Origin of the sequence: Acidocella sp. (genome assembly GCF_050253495.1) — a bacterium.
Lineage (GTDB): Bacteria > Pseudomonadota > Alphaproteobacteria > Acetobacterales > Acetobacteraceae > Acidocella.
The window spans coordinates 168,006-192,605 of the sequence record NZ_JBFWIX010000003.1; the positions used below are offsets into that span (position 1 = coordinate 168,006).

A 24,600-nucleotide genomic window follows, 5' to 3' on the forward strand; every position below is an offset into this window, starting at 1 on the left:
ACCGCGGACATATACCCGGCGGGTCCGAAGCTGTAGAACCCATCGCAGTCCCTGGTGCAACCATGATGAGGATCAAGATGGATCATGATGCCCTAGCCATCGCCGACTATAACGCAAGGCATTGGAACTTTCCCAAGCCGGGCCCGGCGGAACCAGGCAGCCCCGAGCATTTCGAGATGTTCACCGCCCTGCTGGGAGAAACCTACAACCCCTACAAACCCGCCGTGCTGGACTGGCCGAAGCTGGAGCCGGAGGCGCTGGCGCGCATCACCTCCCTGCCGATCTGGGACATCGCCGTGCAGACCGAGAACAAGGCCGGGGCGCGAATCGAGTTCTATTCCCACACCGTGGCGCAGAAGCCGCTGCGCGAGGCGCTGCGGCATATGGCGGGGGAGGAGCGGCGCCACCGGGATGTGCTGTCCCGCCTCGTCGCGGCGTATGACATTCCGGTCAAGCCCGATGAGGAATATGTGCTTCCCAACGACGCGGAATGGGGGTTTCTGGTCACGGGCTATTCTGAATGCATCGATAGTTTCTTTGCTTACGGGCTGTTCGAGATGGCGCGCCGCTCAGGCTATTTTCCCGAGAAGCTGGTGGAGACCTTCGAGCCTGTGGTGCAGGAGGAAGGCCGGCATATCCTGTTCTTCACCAATTATATCGCCTGGCGGCGCGCCACCATGGCCTGGTGGCGGCGGCCTGGTTTCGAGCTGAAGGTCGGGGCGGTCTATGCCTATCTGTTCTGGGAGCGCATGGGCATCGCCCGCGACGTGGACGGGCTGGAAGGGGCGGACGCCAATTTCACCATGAACGGCTCGCAGGCGCTTGCCGACGATCTGGACCCGGCGCGGCTGATCGATGTGTGCCTGGAGCAAGACAAGATCCGCATGGCGGGCTATGACGCGCGGCTGAAAAGGCCTAGGACGATGCCGCGCCTGGCGCGGCTGGCACGGTTGTTCATCAGGCCTAAAAAGGCAAAAAAGTGAATCGATCCTGATCTTGTCGAAAAGTAAACTCATTCCCGCCCTGCTGACCCTGGCGGGGCTGGCCGTTATTACCGGGCTGGTGGTGTTTTTCGGCGCGGGGGACGTGCTGCACGCCATTGCCTCCATCAGCGCCGTGGGGCTGGGGGAATATATCGCCGCGCAGCTCGTGATCCTGCTGGGGCTGGGGCTGGGCTGGCGCATGCTGCTGCGCTCGCGCCAGAAAGGTTCGTTCTGGCTTTGTGTCTGGGGCCGGGCGGTGCGCGACGCGACGGGGGAGTTTCTGCCGTTCTCGCAGGTCGGCGGCTATGTGCTGGGGGCCAGGGTGATCACGCTGGGCGGCGTGGCGATGGCGGATGCCGTGGCCTCCACATTGGGCGACATCACCACGGAGTTTCTGGCGCAGCTCGTCTTTATCGGGGTGGGGCTGGTGATTCTGGCGCATCAGGTGCCGGGTTCGGATCTGATGATGCCGGTTTCCATCGGGCTGGCGGTGGCGGTGGGGCTGGGTGTGGGGCTGATCGTGGCGCAGCGCGGCGTGGGCACCAAGCTGTTCAGCGCCCTGGCGATGCGCATCGCCGGGACCACCGGCCAGGGAGCGGCGGATAATTTCCAGCGTTTGCAGGCGGCGCTGGATGGCATGTACACCCAGCATCACCGGTTGGCGTGGGCCGCCTTCATTCATCTGCTCTGCTGGATCGGGACGGGCACGGCCTCCTATATCGGGTTCCAGGCGCTGGGGGTGCATCTCTCCTGGGTGGACGCGGTCTGTATCGAGGCCATGCTGCATGCCATCATGGCGCTGGCTTTTTTCATTCCTGGCCGGGTGGGGGTACAGGAAGCCGCCTACACGCTGCTGGGCGGGCTGTTTGGCATTCCCCCGGATCTTTCATTGTCGCTTTCATTGCTGCGCCGGGCGCGGGATTTCATCATCGCCGTGCCGGTTCTGATTGTCTGGCAGGGGCAGGAGGCGCGTCAGCTCAAGCTGAATATGAACGCCGGGTGAAGTTCTGGTTGGGTGGCTTGCGCGGGCCGCGGGCGCGGCCCATTTTTATGTCAGGGAAACATTTGCGGAGGCAAGACCGTGTCAATCATCGGATGGATCATTCTTGGCCTGATCGCCGGCTGGATCGCCAGCCATATCGTCGATAATGGCGGCAAGGGGCCGTTGATCGACATCGTTCTCGGCATTGTCGGCGCGTTGGTCGGGGGCTGGATTTTCGCGGCGCTGGGGGCCGTGCCCGTCACGGGGTTCAATCTTTGGTCGCTGTTCGTGGCGGTGGTGGGGGCCGTGGTGGTGCTGGTCATCTACCATGCCATTGCCGGGCGCCGGGTTTTATAGGCGCCGTTCGGCGCGCCAGACGGGGTAAGGGGGCTTCAAGCCCCCCTTTTTGCCGGCTTGCCTTGCCGCCTCCCGCGCGGCGGGATAACGGTTTGATATGCGCGGTAAACTCTGGACCATGCGGCTCGTCTTCGCCATGGCGGGCATCGGCATCTCGGTCTGGGCGATTGTCATTCCCTACACCAAGATACGGTTTCAACTCGGTGATGCCTCGCTGGGGCTGATCCTGCTCGCGGGCGGCACGGGCGGTGTGGCGGCGATGCCGCTGGCCGGGCTGGCGGTGGCGCGCTGGGGAAGCCGCAACTGCGTCATCGCCGCGGGGCTGATGATGAGCCTGATGCTGCCGCTGCTGGGCGGCGCGCCCACGCCGCTGATCTTCACGGTTCTGCTGTTTTTGTACGGCGCTAATTTCGGCGCGCTGGATGTGGCGATGAACGCGCAGGGCGCGGTGGTGGAGGAGAGGTCCGGCCGGCTGCATATGTCCGGCTTTCATGCCTGTTACAGTCTGGGCACGTTGGGCGTGGCGCTGATGGATAGTCTGTTGCTCAGGCTCGGCGCCACGGTGATGCAGCTTTGCCTGGTCAGCGCCGCCGCCGTGCTGCTGGCGCTGACACAGAGCTTCCGGCTGCTGCCCAGGAGCAGCGACGCGCCATCCCCGGGGCGGCATTTCGCAAAACCCAACCGCTTGGCGCTGATTCTGGGGCTGTGCTGCTATGCCGCCTTCATGACGGAAGGGGCCGCCACGGATTGGAGCACCATCTTCCTGCGGTTTGAGCGGGATATGCCGATCGACAGCGCGACGCTCGGCTATGCCGCCTTCGCGGTGATGACGACGCTGGCCCGCCTGACCGGCGACCGGCTGGCCATGCGGCTGGGCCAGCCCGCCGTGATGCGGCTGGGCGTGGCGCTGGGGGTGGCGGGGTTCGCGCTGGTGGTGCTGGTGCAATCCAGCTTGGCGGGCATTGCCGGTTTCGGGCTGATTGGGTTCGGCACCGGCAATATCGCGCCGCTGGTGTTCAGCGCCGCGGCGCGCGTGCCGGGCATGGCGGCGCATCATTCCATGCCGGCGGTGGTGGGAATCGGCTATGCCGGGTTTCTGACCGGGCCGGTGATGATCGGGTTCGTTTCCGGCCATTTCGGGCTGGGCAGCGCCTTCGGGGTGGATGCGCTGCTGCTGGGGCTGACCTTTTTCGCGGCGCGCTGCGTGGCCTGAGGGGCGGGGTTATTCCCCATAATAAAGCTGGCCCAGCCGGGCGAGCAGCGCCTCGCGGTTCAGGCCCGGCTCCAGCGGTGGGTGCAGGGTGACATGCACGGGGCCGGGCTGTTTGTTGAAGGCCTGGCGCCCCCAGCGTAGCCCGGTATCGGTGGTGGCGGGCAGGAGCGGCGCCGCCAGCCCTTGCGCCACCGCCGCGATGCCGTGGCGCAGCTCCCCCTTCACGCCGGGCGCGACGCGCGTGCCTTCGGGAAAGATCACCACCTGCCGCCCGGTGGCCGCCGCCGCCTGGGTTTGTTCCACCATCCGGCGCAGCGCCTTGCGGCCGCCGCCACGGTCCACCGGGATCATGCCGCTTGGCTCCAGCAGGATGCCGAACACCGGGATGCGCCTTAATTCCTTCTTGAACACGAAAGCCGGGCGCGGCAGCAGCGAGATCCAGAGCAGAATGTCCAGCGCGGATTGGTGCTGGGCCGCGATCACGCAGCCGCCGGATGGCAGCCACTCCATGCCCCTGGCTTCGAGGGTGATGCCGCAGAACAGCCTGAGCGCCCACAGGCTCAGATTTGCCCAGAGTTTGGCCGTGCGCAGGATGCCGTCCTTGAAATGGCGGCCGATCAGCAGGCACCACAGGCTGAGCACGGCGCCCGCGCCCCACAGCACGGCATTGAAGGCGAAGGAACGCAGATGCTGCATTGGGTCAGTAATCCCCCGAGGAGCCGGTGCTGAACAGGCTGCCGAGCCCCGCGCGCACGACCAGATATTTGCTGTATTCCCCGGCCAGCATGCGCAAGGTGGGCCAAGCCAGATGGTCTCGCATGGCGGGCGGGCGCACCGGGTCTGGAATCAGGCGCACGCCGGGCAGGGCGCGGCCGATTTCCACCAGGGCGCGGGGCATGTGGTAATCGGCGGTGACGACGATGAGCGAATGCATGTGGTGCGCCCTGGCCCAGTTGGCGGTTTCCGTGCCGTTGGCGTGCGTGGTGGTGGCCATGTGCCCCACCGTGATGGCGCTGGCGTAGCGGGTGGCGGCGCTGCTGTCGTCCTGGGTGAAATCGCCGAGATAGGTGCCCTTGCCGGCGCCGGAGATCAGCAGCAGGGGAGCCTCGTGCGCCGCCAGCAATTTCAACGCCTCGCGGATTCTGTCGTCGCCGCCGGTGAGAACGACAATGCCGTCCGCCAGGGGCAGCGGGTTGGGCGGGGCGGCCATGAACACCGCGGCGAGGTAGATGAGGAAACCGGCGCTCCAGGCGCCGGCGACGGCCAGGAGCAGCCGGGCGAATAGCCGGAACGGCGAAAAACGGCGGCGGCGGAACAGGCGGGGCATGTCAGGGCAGGTGGCGCAGCCAGCCGCGCACGGTGATCTGCGCCGTGGCCCAGCCGATGAGCGCGGCGCAGGCGGGCAGCAGCGGCACCGAGGCGAGCAGGGCCGGGGGCAGGCTGAACAGATGGTTGAATTGCAGCGCCGACGAGCCGGTGAAGGGCGCGGCCAGCCAGGCCAGCCAGGCCAGCACCGGCAAGGCCAGGGCGGTGCCGCCGATGGCCCCCGCCAGGGCCAGCCAGGTGGCGCGGGCGGCGAAACGCCCGGCAATGTCGGAATCCAGCGCGCCCAGCCCGTGCACGGTTTCGATGGTTTCGCGCAATTGGGCGAGGCCCGAGCGCGTGGCCACCGCCACCACCGCCGCCGCCACCAGCGCCACGATGAGCAGCACCGCCAGGGCGCAGGCTTGCAGGCTGGTGGTCAGCGCCGCCACGCGCTGGGCCCAGATGGCGCCGGTTTTCACCAATGCGCCGGGGCTGAGCTGCTGCAACTGGGCGCCGAGCTTGCCGGTGCCGCCGGCGCCAGCCCATTGGGCGGTGACGATCGCCGGGAGGCTGAGACCGAGGGAGGCGGCGTCTCCGCCGAGCCAGGGGGCGATCAGCCGGTTCATTTCCGCTTCGCTCATCACCGCCACGTCGTGCACGTCCGGGTCGGCGGCCAGGGCGCGTTGCACGGCGGCCAGGCGGGTGCCGTCATTCGCGGCGTCTGGATCGCCGGGCTGGGGGATTTGAACCGTTAGCGCCGAGGCGGTGCTGCCTTGCCAGCTCGTGGCGAGCGTGGCGCAGGCCAGCGTGCCGCCCAGCGCCAGTGCCGCCAGAAAGCTCATGGCGCCGACCAGAACCGGCAGCAGCCGGTCCGACAGCGCCGCGCGCACGCCCAGAAGATCCGTGCGGCGCCTAGCCATCGTGCACCAGCCGGCCATTTTCCAGCCCCAGGCGGGGAAAGGGATGGCGCTCCACCAGCCCGGTATTGTGGGTGGCGACGATGACGGTGGTGCCCAGCCTGTTCAGCGCCGTGATCAGCAGCATCAGCCTTTGCGCCTGTTCGTCGTCCAGATTGCCGGTTGGTTCGTCCGCCACCAGCAGCTTGGGGCGGGCCACCACCGCGCGGGCGATGGCGATGCGCTGCTGTTCGCCGCCGGACAGCTCGTCCGGCCGCGCATGCAGGCGGTGCGCGAGGCCGACCCAGCGCAGGATCTCGGTGACATCGGCTTGTACCTGCGCCTCGCTGCGGCGGGCCAGGCGCATGGGCAGGGCCACGTTGTCGTAAGCGTCCAGCTGCGGGAGCAGGCGGAAATCCTGATAGACCACGCCGATGCGCCGGCGCAGCAGCGCGGCCTCGCGCCGTGTGACGCGCGCCGCCCTGGTGCCGAGAATCTCGATGCGCCCGCGCGCCGGATGCTCAGCCAGATAGATCAATTTGAGCAGGCTGGTCTTGCCCGCGCCCGAAGGGCCGGTGAGCCAGCGAAAGCCGCCATCCTCGATCTCGAAGCTGATGCCGCGCAGGGCCTCGGCCTCTGCGCCGCGCGCGGTGTGGCGGTAACGGAGCCAGACATCGTCGAATCGGACCATCAGGTCTGTTCCCTCATGCCCCCTCTAGTGCCGCGAGAAGGAGCGGGCGGGCAAGACGGCGCTTCATTTATTTTCTGACAATTTTCATCGCCCCTGAGCGTGTTGTTGCGGTGTGGCGCTAAAAATGCCATGCGTTGAGGCGCAATGCGGATCGCCTGCCCCAATTGTCATGCGCTGTATGATGTTCCCGACGATCTGATCGGAGGGCGGCCGCGCCGGCTGCGCTGCGAGCAATGCGGCCATGGCTGGCGCGTGAGCGCGCAGGGGCGCGAGGAAGCCGTGCCGGGCGCCGGGGAGGCCGGCCTTGACGAGACGGTCGCCGTGAAAATGCCCCCGGCCGCCTTTTCCGCCGGGAAGGCGGTGGAGGCAGACGATTCGGCCGGGGTGAGCGAGGTGCTGTCGCGGCGTTTTGGCAAGGCGGCGGACGATGAGGCGAAAGCCGAGATCCAGGCGGCCCTGCGCGATGAGCAGGCCGGGCACGAACCGCCGCCAGAGCCGGACCGTTTTGCCGATCTCGTGCGCGCGGCGCGCAACAATCATATGGAATTCGAATCTGACGCGCCGGACAAAAAACGGGCGGGCGCGTTGAACCCGCGTTTGGTGACGGCTTTGCTGGTGCTGCTGGCGCTGGCGTTGATTGTGGTGGAGCGGCATGCGGTGATGAAGCTGATTCCGGCCAGTGCGGGGCTGTTCCACGCGCTGCATCTGGGCTGAGCCGGGGTAAGGCGGGGCGCTGGTTTGAAAAGCGCTCCGGCCTCCGCGACGATCTTCTGATACGCTCGGGCCGTGGCTTCAGCCCTTGCGGGGCATGGTCGTCTGGCGCGCGCGGCCGACCGCCAGGGCGTTTTCCGGCACATTCTTGGTGATGACCGAGCCGGCGCCGACCAGCGCGCCGTCGCCCACCGAGACCGGCGCCACCAAGGCGGTGTTGGAGCCGATGAAGGCTTTCGCGCCGATTTTGGTTTTGTGCTTGGCCTTGCCGTCGTAATTGCAGGTGATGGTGCCGGCGCCGATATTGCTGGCCGGGCCGATCTCGGCATCGCCCAGATAAGTGAGATGGTTGGCCTTGGCGCCCTTGCCGAGCTTCGCAGCCTTCAGCTCGACGAAATTGCCGACATGCGCGTCCTCCCCTACATCGGCGCCGGGGCGCAGGCGGGCATAGGGGCCGATGATGGCGCCCGAATGGACCGTGCAGCCCTCAAGATGGGAAAACGCCTTGATTTCCACATTGGCGGCGATTTTGGCGCCGGGGCCGAACACCACATGCGGGCCGATGGTCGTGTCCGCGCCGATTTCGGTGTCGGCGGCGAAGAACACGGTCTCCGGCGCTTGCAGGGTCACGCCGCCGGCCATGAAGCGCGCGCGCGCGCGCGCCTGGAAGGCGGCTTCGGCCTGGGCCAGCTCGGCGCGGGAATTGACGCCGAGACATTCATCGTAAGGCGCGTCCAGCGCGGCGACATTCACCCCGTCCTGGCGGGCGAGGGCCACGATGTCGGTGAGGTAATATTCGCCCTTGGCGTTGTTGTTGCCGACGCGGGCGAGCCAGTCGCGCATATCCGCCCCGCGCGCGGCCATGCCGCCGGCATTGCAGAAGGAGATGGCGCGTTCCTGGTCCGTCGCGTCGATATATTCGACGATGCGGGCGAGATAGGGACCGTCCATGACCAGGCGGCCATATCTGGCCGGGTCCGGCGGGGTCATGCCCAGCAGCACCAGCCCGGCATCGCCGGCGTTCAGCCGTTCCAGCAGGGCGCGCATGGTCGCCTCAGAAACCAGCGGGTTGTCGGCATAGAACACCGCCACCGGGCCCTCGCCGAAACATGCCTCCGCCTGACGGGTGGCGTGGGCGGTGCCCAGGCGCTCGCGCTGCACGGCTACGGCGTGCGGGGTGGCGAGTTGCTCCAGCAAGGGCATGTCCGGCCCCACCACCACGGCGATACGGTCGAACACCTGCCCGGCGGCGCGGATGAGATGGGTCAGCATCGGCTGGCCCGCGATTTGATGCGCGGCCTTGGGCAGGGCGGATTTCATGCGTGTGCCGAGGCCGGCGGCGATGATGATGGCGGTGCTTTGCGCGGTGTTTTGCATGGTCATGCCGCGCCGAAGAAGGGGGCTTGCCTCGCCAATTTATTTTCCATGGAGAGAAACCCGTCGAGCTTGGCGACTTGCGTCAGGAATTCCGTCCAGCCGGGCTCCTGGGCCAGGGCGTCGCGGCGCGCCTCGCGGTCCGCCTGGCTTTCATAGCGCCAGATATGCACGATCTGGTGCAGGGCCCCCTCGATGGTGGTGTAGAAGCCCAGGCATTCCCCCAGATGTTTCCGTTGCAGGGGCCAGGCGAGTTCCTCATAGAGCTTCAGCCAGGGCTGCATCTTGCCGGGCTGGAACTGGTAGGTGCGGATATCCACGATCATGCGGGCTGGTCCCTCAGGCTTGCTTGATGTCGATCAGGCTCTTGCGGATCTTGCGGCTGCGCTGGATCTTGTCCTCGATATAATCCGTGTCGCCCCAGCGCACGGCGCGGGCCATGGCCTGGGCGTCCTCGGAGAAGCGGGAGAACATTTCCAGCAGCGCGTCCTTGTTGTTCACGAAGATGTCGCGCCACATCACCGGGTCGGATGCGGCGATGCGGGTGAAGTCCCGAAAGCCGGTGGCGGCGAATTGCAGCACTTCCTCGCGGGTTTCGTCGGCCAGATCGTCCGCCGTGCCGCAGATGGTGAAGGCGATGAGATGCGGCAGATGCGAGACGATGGCGAGCACGCGGTCGTGATGCGCGGCGCCCATGCGCGCGGTGCGCGCGCCGAGCGCGCGCCAGAATTGCTCGATTTTATGGGTGGCGCCCTCGTCGACGCCCTCGATGGGGGTGAGCAGGCACCAGCGCCCCTCGAACAGGCTGGGCACACCGGCGTCGGGGCCGGAGAATTCCGTGCCGGCCATCGGGTGCGCGGGCACGAAGGAGACGCCCCGCGGCACGAAGGGCAGCACGTCCCGGATGACGGATTGCTTGGTGGAGCCGACATCGGAGAGGATGCAGCCCGGCGCCAAATGTGGCGCGATGGCCTCGGCGATGCCCGCGAAGCTGCCGACGGGGGTGCAGAGGATCACGCCATCGGCGTTTTTCACGGCTAGGGCGGCGTCTTGCTGGTATTCATCGCCAAGCGCCAGCGTTTCGGCGCGCTTGAGATGTTCGGGGTTGGCGTCGCTGACGACGAGCCGGGCGGCGATGCCGGGACGCGCTTTCAATGCGCCCGCGATGGAAGCGCCGATATGGCCGATGCCGATGAGGGCCAGCCGGTTGAAAAGCGGCTCAGCCATGACAGAATTCAGCCAGCGCCTCCGCCACGCGGTTGCATTCCGCCGCGGTGCCGATGGTGATGCGCAGGCATTGCGGCAGGCCGTAGGATTTCACTTGTCTGGCGATGATGCCGTGCCGGCGCAGATGCGCGTCCGCCGCGCCGGCGCGCTCGGCGGTGGTGAAATCCACCAGGATGAAATTCGCCTCGGAGGGAACAACCTTCAGCCCGTTTTGCGCCAGCCGCTCGGAGAGGCGGCGGCGTTCGGCGCTGTTATGGGCGCGGCTGCTTTCGATCCAGCCCGGCTCCGCCAGGGCGGCGATGCCCGCGGCGGCGGCGAAACCGTTGACATTGAAGGGCGGGCGGGCGCGGTTCAGCACATCGACGACCGAGGCCGGGGCATAGCACCAGCCAAGCCGCGCGCCGCCCATGCCGAAGATTTTCGAGAAGGTGCGGGTCATCACCGCATTTTCGCCCGCATTCACCAGCTTCACCCCGGCATCGTAATCCGGGCGCTCGACATATTCGGCATAGGCCGCGTCCAGCACCAAGAGCACATCTTCCGGCAGGTTGGCGCGCAGGCGCTCCACCTCGCCCTGGGCCAGCGCGGTGCCGGTGGGGTTGTTGGGGTTGGCGATGAACACCATGCGCGTGGCGGGGCTGACCAGGGCGAGGATGGCGTCCACATCCGTGGTGAGGTCGCGCTCGGCCGCCTTCAGGATCTTGCAGCCCGCGAGCTTGCCCGCGATCTCGTAGATCGCGAAGCCATGGGCGCTCATGATCAGCTCCGTGCCCGGCCCGCCATAGGACTGGATGAGCAGGGCGATGACTTCGTCCGAGCCGTTGGTGCAGACGATGCGCGCCGGATCCAGCCCGAATTTGGCGCCGATGGCCTCGCGCAGTTTGGCGCTGCCGCCATCCGGGTAGCGATGCATGCAAGAGGCCGCCTGCGCGATGGCCTTGACGGCGCCGGGCGGTGGGCCGAACGCGCCTTCGTTGGAGGAGAGCTTGATGGGCGTCTCGAACCCCGCCAGCTTGGATTCGCCGCCGACATAGGAGGCCACGGAGAAGATCTCCGCGCGGGCAACGGGCTTGTTCATGTTCAGATGGTCTCGCTGATCGGGAGGGCGTAGCCGCCGGCGACGCGCGGTGGAGAATCGAGCCCGGCGATGGCGCTCAGGCGGGGGTCCGCGTCGTCCACCAGCCCGGCGACTTCCACCAGGGCCAGCAGGCTCGCATCGCCCGGCAGGCGTTTCACCCAGAGGGCGCCGGGCTCGAACCCGGCGGCGGCCACCAGTTCGATCATCCGGGCGCGGGAGAGTTCGGCGTTGAAGCTCAGAATGATCAGGCCGCGGTCGGCGCCGCTGGCATCGGGGGGCACCGAGGCCGCCACATAGGCCTCGCCCGGCGGCAAGCCCTCGGCGCGGCGGGTCCAGAAGGGGATCTTGGCGATGACGTAAAGCCGCAGCGGGCCGTTGGCGGCCAGCATCGGCCACCAGCCGCCATGCGCGTCGTCCCCCTCGCCGAGCGGCGGCAGGATGGCGAGCTGGGCCCCCCCCTCGCGCGTGAGGTCCGCCAGCGTCTGGGCCGGGTTGTGGTGGCGCCGCACCGGGGTGAGGGGGCCGAAATGCTCGCGCGCCAAGGCGAGCCGGACCTCGCCGCCCTCGCCGTCGCACACCGCCATGGTCTGGCCGCCTTCTATGATGAGGGCGGCGCCAAACATCTCCCGCCAGATGCGCACGATGGCCTGGGCGGGCCAGGGACCGCGATGGCGGGCCAGCAGGCGGCGCAGGATGATGGCTTCGCGGCCAGGGCGGATCTTGGTGCCGGTCTTGCCCCCCTCGCTGGCCACGTTTTCGACCACTTGGGCACGCTGCATCAGCAGGTCGTGAATCCGGTCGTCGATGGCGTCGAGTTCGGCGCGCAATTCTGCCAGGCGCGTGGCGGAGGTGGAAAGGTCGTTCATCGCACGCCTAGATACCGCACCGGAGCCCCCGCGCAAAGCTGTGTCGGGGCGCGGCGCTTCCATGCGAGGATGGGGATTGCACCCCGGGGGCGGCCAGCGCATATGCGAAGACAGGATGGACCAGAACGCTGCCTGCACGGATTTTCCGCATCAGAGCGTCACCTTCCCGGAAGGGGTGGCGCTGGATTGCGGGCGCGTATTGCCCAGCGTGACGGTGGCCTACCGGACCTATGGGCGGCTGAACGATGAGAAAACCAACGCCATACTGGTCTGCCATGCCCTGACCGGCGACCAGTACGTGGCCGAGCGCAACCCCGAAACCGGCCGCCCGGGCTGGTGGGAGCTGATGGTCGGCCCCGGCAAGGCGGTCGACACGGACAAATATTTCGTCATCTGCTCCAACGTGCTGGGCGGCTGCATGGGCACCACCGGGCCGCGCGCGCCCCATGCGGAAAAGCCCGGCCGGCCCTGGGGCACGGATTTTCCGGTCGTCACCATTCATGACATGGTGCGGGTGCAGAAGCGGCTGGTCGATCATTTCGGGATCGGCAAGCTGTTCGCCGTGATCGGTGGCTCCATGGGCGGCATGCAGGCCCTCTCCTGGGCGGTGCAGTTTCCCGACAGCTTGGTCGCGGCCGTGCCCATCGCCGCGGCCTATTATCATTCCGCCCAGAACATCGCCTTTCATGAGATCGGCCGGCAGGCGATCTATGCCGACCAGGCCTTCCATAATGGCGATTACTGGTCCGAGGGCGTGCGCCCGGAACGCGGCCTGGCCGTGGCGCGGATGACCGCGCACATCACCTATGTTTCCGAAGAGGCGTTGACCCGCAAATTTGGCCGCAAGCTGCAGAACGCCGAGGGGCTGCCCGCGTTTGGCGAGCAGTTCGCGGTGGAGAGCTATCTGCAATATCAGGGGTCCAGCTTCGTGCAGCGCTTCGACGCCAATTCCTATCTGGCGATCACCCGGGCGATGGATCTGTTCGATCTGGCGGGGGAGCATGGCGGCGTGCTGGCCAATGCCTTCAGAGGCGCGCATGCGCGATTCCTGCTGGTTTCCTTTTCCTCCGACTGGCTGTTTCCCACCGCGCAGTCGCGCGCCATCGCCCGGGCGCTCAGCCATGTGGCGGCGAATGTGTCCTTCGTGGAGGTGCAGTCCGACAAGGGGCATGACGCCTTCCTGCTGGAGGAGCCGGATTTTCATGCCACGCTGCGCGGATTTCTGGCCGGCTGCGCGGAGTATGCGGGGCTTTCATGAGCGGGCATAAGAAAATGCGCGTGGACCTGGCGTTGATCGCCGGGATGGTGGCGCCGGGTGCTAGGGTGCTGGATATCGGCTGCGCGGATGGGCAGTTGATCGAGCATCTGACCAAGGCGAAGGGCTGCGACGCGCGGGGCATCGAGATCGACATGCAGGAAGTCCGGAGCGCCATCACGCATGGTCTGCCGGTGATGCAGGGCGATGCCGACACCGAGCTGGTCACCTATCCCGATCATGCTTTCGATTACGTGGTGCTCTCCCGCACCTTGCAGGCGGTGGAAAAACCGCGCGAGGTGCTGGCGCAGATGCTGCGCATCGCCACCCATGCCATCGTCTCTTTTCCGAATTTCGGCCATTGGAGCTTGCGGATGCAGTTGCTGCTGCGCGGGCGCATGCCGATGACCGCCGGGTGGAACCGGATGTGGTATGAGACACCCAATATCCATCCTTGCACCATCAAGGATTTCTTCGCGCTGTGCGCCATGGAGGGATATGTGGTGGAGGACTGGCTGGCGGCCGACGAGCAGGGGCTGCGCACGCCGTGGCGGCGCTCGCCAAGGCTGGCCAATCTGTTTGGCGAGCAAGGGCTGTTTTTGCTGCGCAAGGCCTGAACGGCCTGAATATGGGCGAAGTTTAATATTCCTCCCGCGCCGGGCCGCTCTTTGTGGCCGGGGCCATTGATTTTCATCAATGCGCGGGGCTTTGCGCTTCCTAGATTGAAGAACGAGGCGGGAGGGCGCCGCCGTGCATCCTTCCGCCGCGTGAGATGTTCAGGACGCCGGGCGTTCAGGACGAAATAGGTTCAGGAAAGGATGCGGACATGGCCTATGCAACCATCAACCCCTTCACTGGTGAACTGGTTAAGAATTTTCCCGATGCCACCGACGCCGAGGTGAAAACGGCGATCGATAAGGCGCATGAGGCGTTTCTGGCGTGGCGCGAGACGGGCTTTGCCACGCGCGGGCGGGTATTGCAGAAGGCGGCGGATCTGTTGCGCAAGGATGCCGAGGCCTATGCCCGCATTCTGACGCTGGAGATGGGCAAGCTGCTGAGCGAGGCGAAGGCGGAGGTCGAGCTTTCCGCCAAGATCTTTGAATATTACGTGATGCATGCGGAAACCTTGCTGAAGCCGGAAAAACTGCCGGTGCTGGATCCGGCCGAAGGTGACGCGGTGCTGGTGCACGAGCCGCTGGGCGTGCTGCTGGCGATCGAGCCGTGGAATTTTCCGTATTACCAGATCGCGCGGATTTTGGCGCCGCAGCTTTCCGCCGGGAACACGCTGCTGCTTAAACATGCCTCCAACGTGCCGCAGAGTGCCGCGGCGTTCGAGAGGCTGATGCACGAGGCGGGGCTGCCCGTGGGAGGATTTAAAAATCTCTATGCCACGCGCGGGCAGATTGAAATGATCATCAACGATCCGCGGGTGCATGGCGTGGCCCTGACCGGCTCCGAGGCGGCGGGCGCGGTGGTGGCGGCCCAGGCGGGCAAGGCGTTGAAGAAATCCACCATGGAGTTGGGCGGCGCCGATGCCTTCGTGGTGCTGAAGGACGCCGAAATGGACAAGACCGTGAACTGGGCCGTGTTCGGGCGGCATTGGAATGGCGGGCAGGTTTGCGTGTCCTCCAAGCGGATGATCGTCGTCGATTCGGTTTATGAGGATTTCCTGGCGCGTTACCGCAAGGGCGTGGCCGGGCTGGTGGCGGGCGATCCCCTGGATCCGAAGACCACGCTGGCGCCGCTTTCCTCGCAAGGAGCGGCGGATGAGATCAAGGAAAAGATCGCCCAGGCGGTGGCGCATGGCGCCAAGGCGGAAGAGGTGGGGCCGCCGGTGCCCAACCGTGGTGCCTTTGTGCAGCCGACCATCCTCACCGAGGTGAATGAGGATAATCCAGCCAGGTACTGGGAGTTTTTTGGCCCCGTCTCGATGCTGTTCCGCGCCAGGGACGAGGAGGACGCCATCCGCATCGCCAATGATTCGCCTTTTGGGCTCGGCGGTTCCGTGTTCACTTCTGACACAGAGCATGGCGCACAAGTTGCGAAGCGGATTTCAACCGGTATGGTGTTCGTCAATCATCCCACGAAGGTCGAGGCGGACCTGCCCTTCGGCGGTATCCGCCGTTCGGGCTATGGACGCGAACTTTTGGGGCTGGGGCTGAAGGAGTTCGTGAATCACAAATTGATCGATGTCGTCGATATCGATGCGCATTTCTGAAAACGGTCAAGAGGCAAGGTGATTTTGAAATGACTTTGGATGGGAAAACGGCCCTCGTGACCGGTGGGGCGCAAGGCATTGGCAAGGGGATCGCGCTGCGCCTTGCCAAGGATGGCGCCAATATCGCGCTGGTGGACATGAAGGCGGACAAGCTGGCGGCGGTGAAAGGCGAGATCGAGGCGCTGGGGCGCAAGGCCTGTGTGTTCAGCGCCGACGTGTCCAAGCGCGAGGAGGTTTATGCCGCGGTCGATCATGCCGAGGCGCAGCTTGGCGGCTTCGACGTGATGGTGAACAATGCCGGGATCGCGCAGGTGAAGCCGTTGGCCGATGTGACGCAGGAGGATCTGGACAGGATCTTCCGCATCAATGTGAACGGCGTGCTGTGGGGGATCCAGGCCGCCGCCGCGAAGTTCAAGGCGCGGGGGCAGAAGGGCAAGATCGTCAGCGCGTCGTCTATCGCGGGGCATGAGGGATTCGCGATGCTGGGTGTTTACTCCGCCACGAAATTCGCCGTGCGCGCGCTGACCCAGGCGGCGGCGAAGGAATATGCCAGTGCCGGCATCACCGTGAATGCGTATTGCCCTGGTGTTGTCGGCACCGACATGTGGGTGGAGATCGATGAGCGTTTCGCCGAGATCACCGGCGCGCCGAAGGGGGCGACCTACAAGAAATATGTCGAGGGTATCGCGCTGGGGCGGGCGGAAACCCCGGATGACGTGGCGGCCTTGGTGGCGTTCCTGGCCAGTGACGATAGCGGCTATATCACCGGTCAGGCCATTCTGACGGATGGCGGCATGGTCTATCGCTGACGGGGCGCGGCGGCGGGATGCCGGCGGCGGTTTTTGATTTCTGTTGATGAAGCAAAGGGATTTTTGAATGCCTAAGACCATGAAAGCCGCGGTTGTTCGTGAATTCGGCAAGCCGCTGACGATCGAGGAGGTCAAGGTGCCCGAGCCGGGCCCGGGGCAGATTCTGGTGAAGATTGCCGCCTCCGGCGTTTGTCATACGGATCTGCACGCCGCCGAGGGTGACTGGCCGGTGAAGCCGAATCCGCCTTTTATTCCCGGTCATGAAGGGGTGGGGCATGTTGTCGGTGTCGGCCAGGGGGTGAAGCATGTGAAGGAGGGCGACCGCGTGGGCGTGCCCTGGCTTTACTCCGCCTGCGGCCATTGCGCGCACTGCCTGGGCGGTTGGGAAACCTTGTGCGAGGAGCAGCAGAATACCGGATATTCGGTGAATGGGGGCTTTGCCGAATATGTGGTGGCGGATCCGAATTTCGTGGGGCATCTGCCGGACAATGTCTCCTTCACCGAGATCGCGCCGATTTTGTGCGCGGGGGTGACGGTTTATAAGGGGCTGAAAGTGACCGACACCAAGCCCGACGATTGGGTGGTGATTTCGGGCATTGGCGGGCTTGGGCATCTTGCCGTGCAATATGCCAAGGCGATGGGCCGCAACGTGATCGCCGTGGATATTGACGACGAGAAGCTGGACCTCGCCAAATCGCTTGGCGCGTCCCTGGCGGTTAACGCGAAGCTCGAAGACCCCGCCGCTTTCGTGAAGCGGGAGGTGGGCGGCGCGTATGGCGTGCTGGTGACGGCGGTTTCGCCCAAGGCTTTCGCGCAGGCGCAAGGCATGTTGCGCCGTGGGGGCACGGTCTCGCTCAACGGTTTGCCGCCGGGCGATTTTCCGCTGCCGATTTTCGATACGGTTCTGAACGGAATTACCGTGCGCGGCTCCATCGTCGGGACAAGGCTGGATTTGCAGGAGGCGCTGAATTTTGCCGGAGAAGGCAAGGTGAAAGCCACCATCGCCACGGAGAAGCTGGAAGATATCAACGATATTTTCACGCGCATGCATAAGGGCGATATTCAGGGGCGTATCGTCCTCGATTTCCAGAACTGAAGATGCGCACAGGCGGGCAATGAGGCCAAGGGGGGCGCGTATCGCGCGCCGGGCCGCATTGCCCGAACACATGCCCGACCCTGGAGATCTCCGGGGCCGGGTGTTTTGTGTCTGCCGGACGGGTGGATGGGGCTTCGCCTGTCCGCGTCTGCCCGTCATTTCCGGTCATGAGATCTTGGGAGGTGATGCGCCCAGGCCGTGGCCTCAGCGGCTATCCACCAGTACCACGGGGGTCACGGTCACGCGGGCCACGCCCATATTCATCAACCCCAGCTCCTCGGCGGCGGCCTCGGACAGGTCCAGCAGCCTGTGGCCGGGGGGCATGCAGTCATTCACCCGCACGATGATGGAACGCCCATCGTCATTGGCCAGCGCCACGCGGACCTTGGTGCCCACGGGAATGGCGGCGGAGGAGGAGGCGGCGGTCATGCCCTGGCCGGTGAAACGCTCGCCGGTGCAGGTGCGATGCAGGCCGGGGCCGGGGCGGTACCAGGAAGCGGTGCCGCTGACCTGCGGGCCGTCCGCCACCAATTGCACGGGCGCGGGCGGCGGTGGCGCGGGAAGCGAAACAGGGGCGGGGGCGATGCTGGCCTGGGGGCCTGGCATTGGCGTGGCGGCACAGGCTGACAGCAAGCCGGCTATCAGGGACATGGCCATGGCAGGCGCGAGACGGAAGCGGCTTGTGGCCGCCCGCCAGGGCTTGGGGGTCAGTTCCATGCATGGCTTCTTGGGCAAGAATGAGGCAATTGCATGGCAGGATTCGCAGCCTCTCGGCCTCTTGCCGGGGGGTGGCGTGAAACAGTAATTATATCAGTACTTTAACGGCTGACAAAAGGGGCGTGAGATCATGAACGGCGCAAGGCTGGAGGATGACGATCCGGAGGAGGGGTCGAGTCCCACCGTTGGCCCCACCCGCCCGCGCCTGTTCAAGGTGCTGGGGCCGGGGTTGATCACCGGCGCGTCGGACGACGACCCCAGCGGCATCGCCACCTATTCCCAGGCTGGGGCGGCGTTCGGCTATGGGCTGAGCTGGGCGATGCTGTTCACCTACCCGCTGATGGTGGCGGTGCAGATGATCAGCGCGCGCATCGGCCGCACCACGGGGCATGGCATCGCGGGGGTGTTGCGGCTGCATTATCCGCAATGGCTGCTGAACTGGGTGGTGGTGCTGCTGCTGATCGCCAACATCGTCAATCTGGGCGCGGATCTGGGGGCGATGGCGGCCGCCACGTCGCTGCTGCTGCCCGCCCCGCGGGCGCTTTATGTGCTGCTGTTTGCCGCCATCTGCATCTCATTGCAGCTGTTTTTGCAATATTCCCGTTATGTGGCGGTGCTGAAATGGCTGACGGTGGCCTTGCTGGCCTATTTCGGCGTGGTGATGGTGGTGCATGTGGATTGGCGGGCGCTGTTCACCAATCTGTTCTGGCCGCGTTTTTCCGTCGATGGCGGCTATCTCACCACCCTGGTGGCGATTCTGGGCACCACCATCAGCCCGTATCTGTTCTTCTGGCAGGCCTCGGAGGAGGTGGAGGATATGCAGGTGCATCCGCGCCGGGTCGACCTGTTCGACGCGCCAGCCCAGGGGCGGCGGGCGCTGCGGCGGATCGAGCTGGATACGTTCATCGGCATGGGGCTCTCCAATCTGGTGGCGCTGGCGATCATCGTGACCACGGCGGCGACCTTGAACGTGCATGGCATCACCAATATCCAGACCTCCGCCCAGGCCGCCGCCGCGCTGCGGCCGCTGGCGGGGCAGTTCGCGTCGCTGATCTTCACGCTGGGCATTGTCGGCACCGGGTTGCTGGCGGTGCCGGTGCTGGCGGGCTCGGCCGCCTATGCCATCGGCGAGGCGCGGCAATGGCCCACCGGTCTCGCCCGCCGACCCAAGGAGGCGCAGGCCTTCTACGCCACCTTGGTGATCGCCACGCTGGTCGGCATGATCATCAATTTCGCGCCGATCAACCCCATCAAGGCCTTGTTCTGGAGCGCCGTGGTCAATGGCGTGGTGGCGGTGCCGGTGATGGTGGTGATGATGAAGCTGGCCGCGCGGACGGACATCATGGGCCGGTTCGCGGTGCGCGGGGCGCTGAAACTCTTCGGCTGGGCGGCCACCTTGTTGATGGCCGTGGTGGTGGTGGCCATGCTGGCGCAGCTTTCATGAGGCATCTGGCCGAATGTCCGCAGCGACGTCCAGAAACCGGGCCAGCACGGGGGCGGTTTCGTCCCGCCGCCAGGCGAGGCCGGTTTCCAGCACCGGGGCATCGCCTTGCAGATCCACATAGCGCACGCCGGTGCGCGCGAGGTGCCGCAGGGAGGCGGGCACCAGGGCCAGCCCCAGCCCGGCCGAGACCAGGCTGATGATGGTCTGCATCTGAATGGCGGGCTGGGCGATGCGCGGCTCCGCCCCATGGGCGCGGTAATAGCCGAGTACGAGATCGTAGAAGGAAGGCGCCATCGGCCGGGGGAAGATGATGAGCGGCGCCTCGATCGCTTGCCGTGGGGCCAGGCCGTGCGGGCCGGGATGGAGGCGGCCGGCCGCGATCCAGTCTTCCGGCACGGCGGCCACGAGCGGCTCGCGCAGCAGGCGGCGATAAGAGAGGGCGGCGGGCAGGCTGGCATCCTGGGGCGCGATGACGATGCCGGCCTGGGCGGCTCCCTCTCGCAGCAGGGTGATCTGCACGTCGCTGGTGGCTTCGGTCAGGGAGATCTCGACCTCGGGATAAAGGCTGGAGAAGCGCCGCACCAGCAAGGGCAGCACCGAATAATCCGCCGTGGAGACAAAGGAGAGCGAAAGCCGCCCCGCCGTGCCCGTGATCAGCCGGTGGGCGGTTTCCGCCAGCGCGTCCACCCCCGCCAGGGCCTCTTGCACATGCGAGAGCCAGGCGGCGCCGAAGGGGCTGAGATTCACGCTGCGCTTGGTGCGGATGAACAAGGGGGCGCCCAGCTCGCGTTCCAGCGCCAGGATGGACTGGCTGAGCGGTGGTTGCGTCATGTTCAGGCGCCGCGCGGCGCGGCCGAAATGCAGCGTATCCGCCACCGCCGCGAACTGCCGCAATTGCCTGATGTCCATGGTGTGGCTGCTCCCGAATTAATATGCTGTACGACCTATTTATTGGGAAATAATATATTTTACAGAGTGTGAGAACGGGCCTAATGAAACCCGGTGAATTTATAAAAACACGATCCCGGAGTTAGAAAAATGCCCGCCTATCGTTCCAGAACCACCACCCATGGCCGCAACATGGCCGGCGCGCGCGGGCTTTGGCGCGCCACCGGCATGAAGGACGCGGATTTCGGCAAGCCGATCATCGCCGTCGCCAACAGCTTCACCCAGTTCGTGCCCGGCCATGTGCATCTGAAGGATCTCGGCCAGTTGGTGGCGCGCGAGATCGAACTGGCGGGCGGTGTGGCCAAGGAGTTCAACACCATCGCGGTGGATGACGGCATCGCCATGGGGCATGACGGCATGCTCTATTCGTTGCCCTCGCGCGAGCTGATCGCCGATAGCGTGGAATATATGGTCAATGCTCATTGCGCGGATGCGCTGGTGTGCATTTCCAACTGCGACAAGATCACCCCGGGCATGTTGATGGCCTCGCTGCGGCTGAACATCCCGACCGTGTTCGTCTCCGGCGGGCCGATGGAAGCGGGCAAGGTCGTGGTGAAGGGGGCCAAGCGCGCGCTGGATCTGGTGGATGCCATGGTGGTGGCCGCCGATGACAGCTATTCCGACGAAGAGGTGAAGACGATCGAGCGTTCGGCCTGCCCGACCTGCGGTTCCTGCTCGGGCATGTTCACCGCCAATTCCATGAATTGCCTGACGGAGGCGCTGGGGCTCTCCCTGCCGGGCAATGGCTCGACCCTGGCGACCCATGCGGACCGTGAAAAACTGTTCCGCGAGGCGGGGCACTTGATCGTGGATCTGGCCCGGCGCTGGTATGAGCAGGACGATGCCACCGCCCTGCCGCGCGGGATCGCCAGCCTCAAGGCGTTCGAGAATGCGATGAGCCTGGACATCGCCATGGGCGGGTCCACCAACACGGTGCTGCATCTGCTGGCCGCCGCCCAGGAAGGCGGGGTGAATTTCACCATGGCGGATATTGACCGGCTCTCGCGCCGGGTGCCGTGCCTGTGCAAGGTCGCCCCGGCCAAGAACGATGTGCATATGGAAGACGTGCACCGGGCGGGCGGCATCATGTCCATCCTGGGCGAGCTGGAGCGCGCCGGGCTGCTGGATAGCTCGCTGCCCACCGTGCATTCCAAGACCATGGGCGAGGCGCTGAACCGCTGGGACATCACCCGGACGAACAGCGAGGAGGTGAAGAGCTTCTACCGCGCCGCGCCGGGCGGCGTGCCGACCCAGGTGGCGTTCAGCCAGACTGAACGCTGGGAGGAGCTGGACACCGACCGCAAGGCCGGCGTGATCCGCTCCGCGGCGCATCCGTTCTCGAAGGATGGCGGGCTGGCCGTGTTGTTCGGTAATCTGGCGCCGGAAGGCTGCATCGTGAAAACCGCCGGCGTGGATGAGAGCATCCTGACCTTCAAGGGGACGGCGCGGGTGTTCGAGAGTCAGGATGCGGCGGTCTCGGGGATTCTGAACGGCACGGTGAAGGCGGGGGAGGTTGTGGTGATCCGCTATGAAGGGCCAAAGGGCGGGCCTGGCATGCAGGAGATGCTGTATCCGACCAGCTATCTGAAATCCAAGGGCCTGGGCAAGGCCTGCGCGCTGATCACGGATGGGCGGTTCTCCGGCGGTACCTCGGGGCTTTCCATCGGCCATGTCTCGCCGGAAGCGGCGGAAGGCGGGTTGATTGGGCTGGTGGAGACGGGCGATGAAATTCTCATCGACATTCCCAATCGCGGTGTCACGCTGAACGTGACGGATAAGCTGTTGAGCGAACGCCGCGCCGCCCAGGACGCGAAAGGCTGGAAACCCGCTGAACCGCGTCAGCGCAATGTCTCGCCGGCGCTGCGGGCCTATGCGGCGATGACCACCAATGCCGCCAGGGGCGCGGTGCGGGATGTGAGCCAGGTGGAACGCTGACATTTTTCCGGTTTCCGGCTGGTTGTGGTCGGACCCGGATGGATGGCCGCCCGTTTGAAACGGGCTAACAGGCTGTCACCGCACGGCGGGGAGCGCCCACTTGTTCAGTGGGCGTTCTATTTATTTCAGCGGACATACTGATTTATCGGCTGTCCTGGCCACGAGGCATGGCGGGGGCGTTCATGATTGATTCGGAACGATAAAAGAGCGTATACGGTTTTATTCCCGATAGGAATATACGGAAATATCGTATATGAACAGAAATGGAGATGCCTGCGCACCATCGGGCTGCGGTCTCATCGGAGAGGGCGGCGGAATGGCGGAGCATATGAAAACGCCGGATTGGGCGGCAACGCCCCTTGGTGCCGTGGAGACATGGCCATGTGCGCTGACATTCATGTCGCGCATATGTTTCAATGCCCGTTCTCCAGCCGCCATCTACTGGGGTGGCGAGATGAACATGCTGTTCAATGCCCATTGGGCGCGGCTGCATGGCGTATGCTGGGAGGAGATGCAGGGCCAGCCCGCGCGGCGGGTTTGGGGGCGGGGCTGGGTTGAAGCCGGCCCGCTGCTGAGGCCTTTTCTCGACGACGCGGCGAGGCAAGGCGGTTTCGAGCATGTGCACAGGCTGACGGCTGATGCGGGGGTTCACGAAGAGCTTTGGCATTACGAGGTGACGCCGCTGCCTGGCGAGACGGGGACTGTGTTGGGGCTTTTTGTCCAGGGCAGCGAGGCGGGCGGCGCGGCGGCGCGCGAATATCGCTCCGTGCTGGAGACGCTCAACCATATTTCCTCAGCGATGATCGCCGAGACGGATTCGAAGAAAATCGTCCAGATCGTGACGGATGCGGGGGTGAATCTGACCGGGGCCGCTTTTGGCGCGTTTTTCCATCATGTGCGGGAAGATGGCGGGGAGAGGCTGAAGCTTTATACGCTGTCCGGGGCGCGGCGGGAGCATTTTGCCGGTTTACCAAAGCCGCGCCGCACGGTTTTGTTGGCCCCGACCCTCCTGGGGGGCGGGGTCATCTGCTCCGGCGATATAACCGCCGACCCGCGCTATGGCCGCAATCCACCGTTGCTGGGCATGCCGGAGGGGCATTTGCCCGTGGTCAGCTACATGGCCGTGCCGGTTATCTTGCGGGGTGGACAGGTGACCGGCACGCTGCTGCTCGGGCATCCCGAGCGCGAGCGTTTTACCGCGCGGCATGAAACGCTGATGACCGGGCTGGCGGCGCAGGCGGCCATTGCCATTGAGAATGCGCGCCTGATCCAGCATGCGCGCGAGGCCAATGAGACGCTGGAGCAGCGCGTGGCCCAGCGCACCCAGGAATTGACGGAAGCCAACGAGGCGTTGCGCCAGGCGCAGAAGATGGAGGCGGTGGGGCAACTGACCGGCGGCATCGCGCATGATTTCAACAATCTGTTGCAAGGGATCAGCGGTAGCCTGGAAATGATCGGGCGGCGGCTGGCGCGCGGGCAGATACATGGGCTGGAGCGGTTTTTGCGGGGCGCGCAGGATTCCGCGCAGCGCGCCGCGGCGCTTACGCAGCGCCTGCTGGCCTTCTCGCGCCGCCAGGCGCTCGACCCGCGCCCCGTGGATGTCGGGCGGCTCGTCGCGGGCATGGAGGATCTGATTCAGCGTGCCGTCGGGCCGGGGATCGTGCTGGAGGTGGTGAAACCGAAAGACGGGCTGGTGACGCTGGTGGACGCCGCGCAACTTGAGAACGCCTTGCTCAACCTCGCCATCAATGGCCGCGACGCCATGCCCGGCGGGGGCCGGCTGACGGTTGAAACCGCATGCCGCGCGCTGACCGAACCGGAAGCGCGCGGCTATGATCTGCCGCCTGGATCGTATCTGGTCATTTGCGTCTCCGACACGGGCTGCGGGATCCCCAAGGAGTTGCTCGGCCGGATCTTCGATCCGTTCTTCACCACCAAGCCCCTGGGCCAGGGGACGGGGCTTGGCTTGTCCATGGTGCATGGTTTTGTCCGCCAGTCCGGCGGGCATGTTGAAATTCTCTCCACCCAGGGGCTGGGGACCATGGTGTTCCTGTATCTGCCTTGCCACGAGGGCGAGATTCAGCAGGAGCCGGCGCCGGCCGAAATATTTGTGCAGCAGGCCGAGCCCGGTGCCACGGTGCTGGTGATCGACGATGAGGCGGTGGTGCGCGCGCCGATCGTGGCGCTGCTCGGCGAGGCGGGCTACACGGTGCTGGAAGCCGAGGATGGCCGCGCGGGCTTGAGGATTCTGGAAGCCGGAATCAGGGTGGATTTGATGGTCACCGATGTCGGGCTGCCAGGCGGGCTGAATGGCCGGCAGGTGGCGGATGCGGCCAGGCGTAAGGATGCCGGTCTGAAGGTGCTGTTCATCACCGGCTATGCCGAGCAGGCCGCCCTGAGTGCCGCCAATCTCGGCGTGGGGATGGATGTCATCGCCAAGCCGTTTTCGATGGCGGAGCTGGCCGGCAAGGTTGCCGGGCTGCTGAGGGAATAGG

Annotated in this window: 24 protein-coding genes; 13 read left to right on the top strand and 11 right to left on the bottom strand. The window is 65.7% G+C overall.

Translation table 11 applies throughout. From position 1 onward, the window contains the following. Window positions 1-77: 77 nt before the first annotated feature. The 4 genes from AB7D48_RS04250 to AB7D48_RS04265 all read left to right on the top strand — a co-directional run bounded on the left by AB7D48_RS04250 (window position 78) and on the right by AB7D48_RS04265 (window position 3,535). Window positions 78-983, top strand: a complete 906-nt coding sequence (locus tag AB7D48_RS04250; RefSeq protein WP_427976075.1) for a ferritin-like domain-containing protein — start codon at window positions 78-80, stop codon at window positions 981-983. 13 nt (window positions 984-996) lie between these two features. Beyond that, a complete protein-coding gene (locus AB7D48_RS04255; protein WP_427976076.1) occupies window positions 997-1,986 on the top strand; it encodes a lysylphosphatidylglycerol synthase domain-containing protein in 990 nt (329 codons plus the stop codon). Window positions 1,987-2,064: 78 nt separating this feature from the next. Beyond that, on the top strand, window positions 2,065-2,322 hold the full coding sequence (locus AB7D48_RS04260; protein WP_427976077.1) for a GlsB/YeaQ/YmgE family stress response membrane protein: 258 nt from the start codon (window positions 2,065-2,067) through the stop codon (window positions 2,320-2,322). A 97-nt stretch (window positions 2,323-2,419) separates the two neighbouring features. Next, complete coding sequence (locus AB7D48_RS04265) at window positions 2,420-3,535, top strand: MFS transporter (RefSeq protein ID WP_427976078.1); 1,116 nt, start codon at window positions 2,420-2,422, stop codon at window positions 3,533-3,535. Window positions 3,536-3,544: 9 nt separating this feature from the next. Here the strand turns inward: AB7D48_RS04265 and AB7D48_RS04270 are convergent, their stop codons facing one another. From AB7D48_RS04270 to ftsE, 4 genes are read right to left on the bottom strand one after another with little or no spacing between them, the layout of a single operon-like run. Continuing rightward, window positions 3,545-4,231, bottom strand: coding sequence for a lysophospholipid acyltransferase family protein (locus AB7D48_RS04270; RefSeq protein ID WP_427976079.1), 687 nt, complete (start codon window positions 4,229-4,231; stop codon window positions 3,545-3,547). Between the two features lie 4 nt (window positions 4,232-4,235). Next, complete coding sequence (locus tag AB7D48_RS04275; protein WP_427976080.1) at window positions 4,236-4,862, bottom strand: YdcF family protein; 627 nt, start codon at window positions 4,860-4,862, stop codon at window positions 4,236-4,238. Between the two features lies 1 nt (window position 4,863). Next, a complete protein-coding gene (locus AB7D48_RS04280) occupies window positions 4,864-5,760 on the bottom strand; it encodes a cell division protein FtsX (protein WP_427976081.1) in 897 nt (298 codons plus the stop codon). Continuing rightward, window positions 5,753-6,427, bottom strand: a complete 675-nt coding sequence (gene ftsE, locus AB7D48_RS04285; RefSeq protein ID WP_427976082.1) for a cell division ATP-binding protein FtsE — start codon at window positions 6,425-6,427, stop codon at window positions 5,753-5,755. Before ftsE ends, AB7D48_RS04280 begins: the two co-directional genes overlap by 8 nt. 144 nt (window positions 6,428-6,571) lie before the next feature. Here ftsE and AB7D48_RS04290 point away from each other — a divergent pair, with 144 nt between their 5' ends. Continuing rightward, on the top strand, window positions 6,572-7,141 hold the full coding sequence (locus AB7D48_RS04290) for a zinc-ribbon domain-containing protein (protein ID WP_427976083.1): 570 nt from the start codon (window positions 6,572-6,574) through the stop codon (window positions 7,139-7,141). 78 nt (window positions 7,142-7,219) lie between these two features. Here AB7D48_RS04290 and glmU read toward each other — a convergent pair whose 3' ends face one another. From glmU to AB7D48_RS04315, 5 genes are read right to left on the bottom strand one after another with little or no spacing between them, the layout of a single operon-like run. Next, on the bottom strand, window positions 7,220-8,515 hold the full coding sequence (gene glmU / locus AB7D48_RS04295; RefSeq protein ID WP_427976133.1) for a bifunctional UDP-N-acetylglucosamine diphosphorylase/glucosamine-1-phosphate N-acetyltransferase GlmU: 1,296 nt from the start codon (window positions 8,513-8,515) through the stop codon (window positions 7,220-7,222). Between the two features lie 2 nt (window positions 8,516-8,517). Further along, window positions 8,518-8,838: an NIPSNAP family protein gene (locus AB7D48_RS04300; protein ID WP_427976084.1), complete on the bottom strand. Its 321-nt coding sequence runs from the start codon at window positions 8,836-8,838 to the stop codon at window positions 8,518-8,520. Between the two features lie 13 nt (window positions 8,839-8,851). After that, window positions 8,852-9,739, bottom strand: coding sequence for a prephenate/arogenate dehydrogenase family protein (locus AB7D48_RS04305; RefSeq protein ID WP_427976085.1), 888 nt, complete (start codon window positions 9,737-9,739; stop codon window positions 8,852-8,854). Next, a complete protein-coding gene (hisC, locus tag AB7D48_RS04310) occupies window positions 9,732-10,817 on the bottom strand; it encodes a histidinol-phosphate transaminase (RefSeq protein WP_427976086.1) in 1,086 nt (361 codons plus the stop codon). Before hisC ends, AB7D48_RS04305 begins: the two co-directional genes overlap by 8 nt. A gap of 2 nt (window positions 10,818-10,819) precedes the next feature. Next, entirely contained in the window at window positions 10,820-11,683 is an 864-nt protein-coding gene (locus AB7D48_RS04315; RefSeq protein WP_427976087.1) for a chorismate mutase, read from the bottom strand. A 115-nt stretch (window positions 11,684-11,798) separates the two neighbouring features. Between AB7D48_RS04315 and metX the strand changes: the two genes are divergently transcribed. From metX to adhP, 5 genes are all read left to right on the top strand, one after another. Continuing rightward, window positions 11,799-12,941, top strand: a complete 1,143-nt coding sequence (gene metX, locus AB7D48_RS04320) for a homoserine O-acetyltransferase MetX (RefSeq protein ID WP_427976088.1) — start codon at window positions 11,799-11,801, stop codon at window positions 12,939-12,941. Between the two features lie 14 nt (window positions 12,942-12,955). Then, window positions 12,956-13,555 carry a methionine biosynthesis protein MetW gene (gene metW / locus AB7D48_RS04325; protein ID WP_427976134.1) on the top strand — a complete coding sequence of 200 codons (600 nt, stop codon included), beginning with the start codon at window positions 12,956-12,958 and terminating at the stop codon, window positions 13,553-13,555. A 209-nt stretch (window positions 13,556-13,764) separates the two neighbouring features. Then, window positions 13,765-15,156 carry an NAD-dependent succinate-semialdehyde dehydrogenase gene (locus AB7D48_RS04330; RefSeq protein ID WP_427976089.1) on the top strand — a complete coding sequence of 464 codons (1,392 nt, stop codon included), beginning with the start codon at window positions 13,765-13,767 and terminating at the stop codon, window positions 15,154-15,156. A gap of 29 nt (window positions 15,157-15,185) precedes the next feature. Next, window positions 15,186-15,965 (top strand): acetoin reductase, encoded by a 780-nt coding sequence (locus AB7D48_RS04335; protein ID WP_427976090.1) that lies wholly within the window; start codon window positions 15,186-15,188, stop codon window positions 15,963-15,965. A gap of 67 nt (window positions 15,966-16,032) precedes the next feature. After that, a complete protein-coding gene (gene adhP, locus AB7D48_RS04340) occupies window positions 16,033-17,061 on the top strand; it encodes an alcohol dehydrogenase AdhP (protein ID WP_427976091.1) in 1,029 nt (342 codons plus the stop codon). A gap of 204 nt (window positions 17,062-17,265) precedes the next feature. Here adhP and AB7D48_RS04345 read toward each other — a convergent pair whose 3' ends face one another. Then, entirely contained in the window at window positions 17,266-17,778 is a 513-nt protein-coding gene (locus tag AB7D48_RS04345) for a septal ring lytic transglycosylase RlpA family protein (protein ID WP_427976092.1), read from the bottom strand. Between the two features lie 130 nt (window positions 17,779-17,908). Here AB7D48_RS04345 and AB7D48_RS04350 point away from each other — a divergent pair, with 130 nt between their 5' ends. Continuing rightward, the gene (locus AB7D48_RS04350) at window positions 17,909-19,222 is read left to right on the top strand and encodes an Nramp family divalent metal transporter (protein WP_427976093.1); all 1,314 of its coding nucleotides are present in this window, start codon (window positions 17,909-17,911) and stop codon (window positions 19,220-19,222) included. Here AB7D48_RS04350 and AB7D48_RS04355 read toward each other — a convergent pair. Next, window positions 19,217-20,131 (bottom strand): LysR substrate-binding domain-containing protein, encoded by a 915-nt coding sequence (locus tag AB7D48_RS04355; protein WP_427976094.1) that lies wholly within the window; start codon window positions 20,129-20,131, stop codon window positions 19,217-19,219. The two genes, AB7D48_RS04350 and AB7D48_RS04355, sit on opposite strands and share 6 nt — an antisense overlap. 129 nt (window positions 20,132-20,260) lie before the next feature. On the opposite strand from AB7D48_RS04355, the gene ilvD reads away from it, so the two are divergent. Both ilvD and AB7D48_RS04365 read left to right on the top strand, forming a co-directional pair. Beyond that, window positions 20,261-22,105 carry a dihydroxy-acid dehydratase gene (gene ilvD, locus AB7D48_RS04360; protein WP_427976095.1) on the top strand — a complete coding sequence of 615 codons (1,845 nt, stop codon included), beginning with the start codon at window positions 20,261-20,263 and terminating at the stop codon, window positions 22,103-22,105. 397 nt (window positions 22,106-22,502) lie between these two features. Then, entirely contained in the window at window positions 22,503-24,599 is a 2,097-nt protein-coding gene (locus tag AB7D48_RS04365) for an ATP-binding protein (protein WP_427976096.1), read from the top strand. The last annotated feature ends 1 nt before the right edge of the window (window position 24,600 follow it).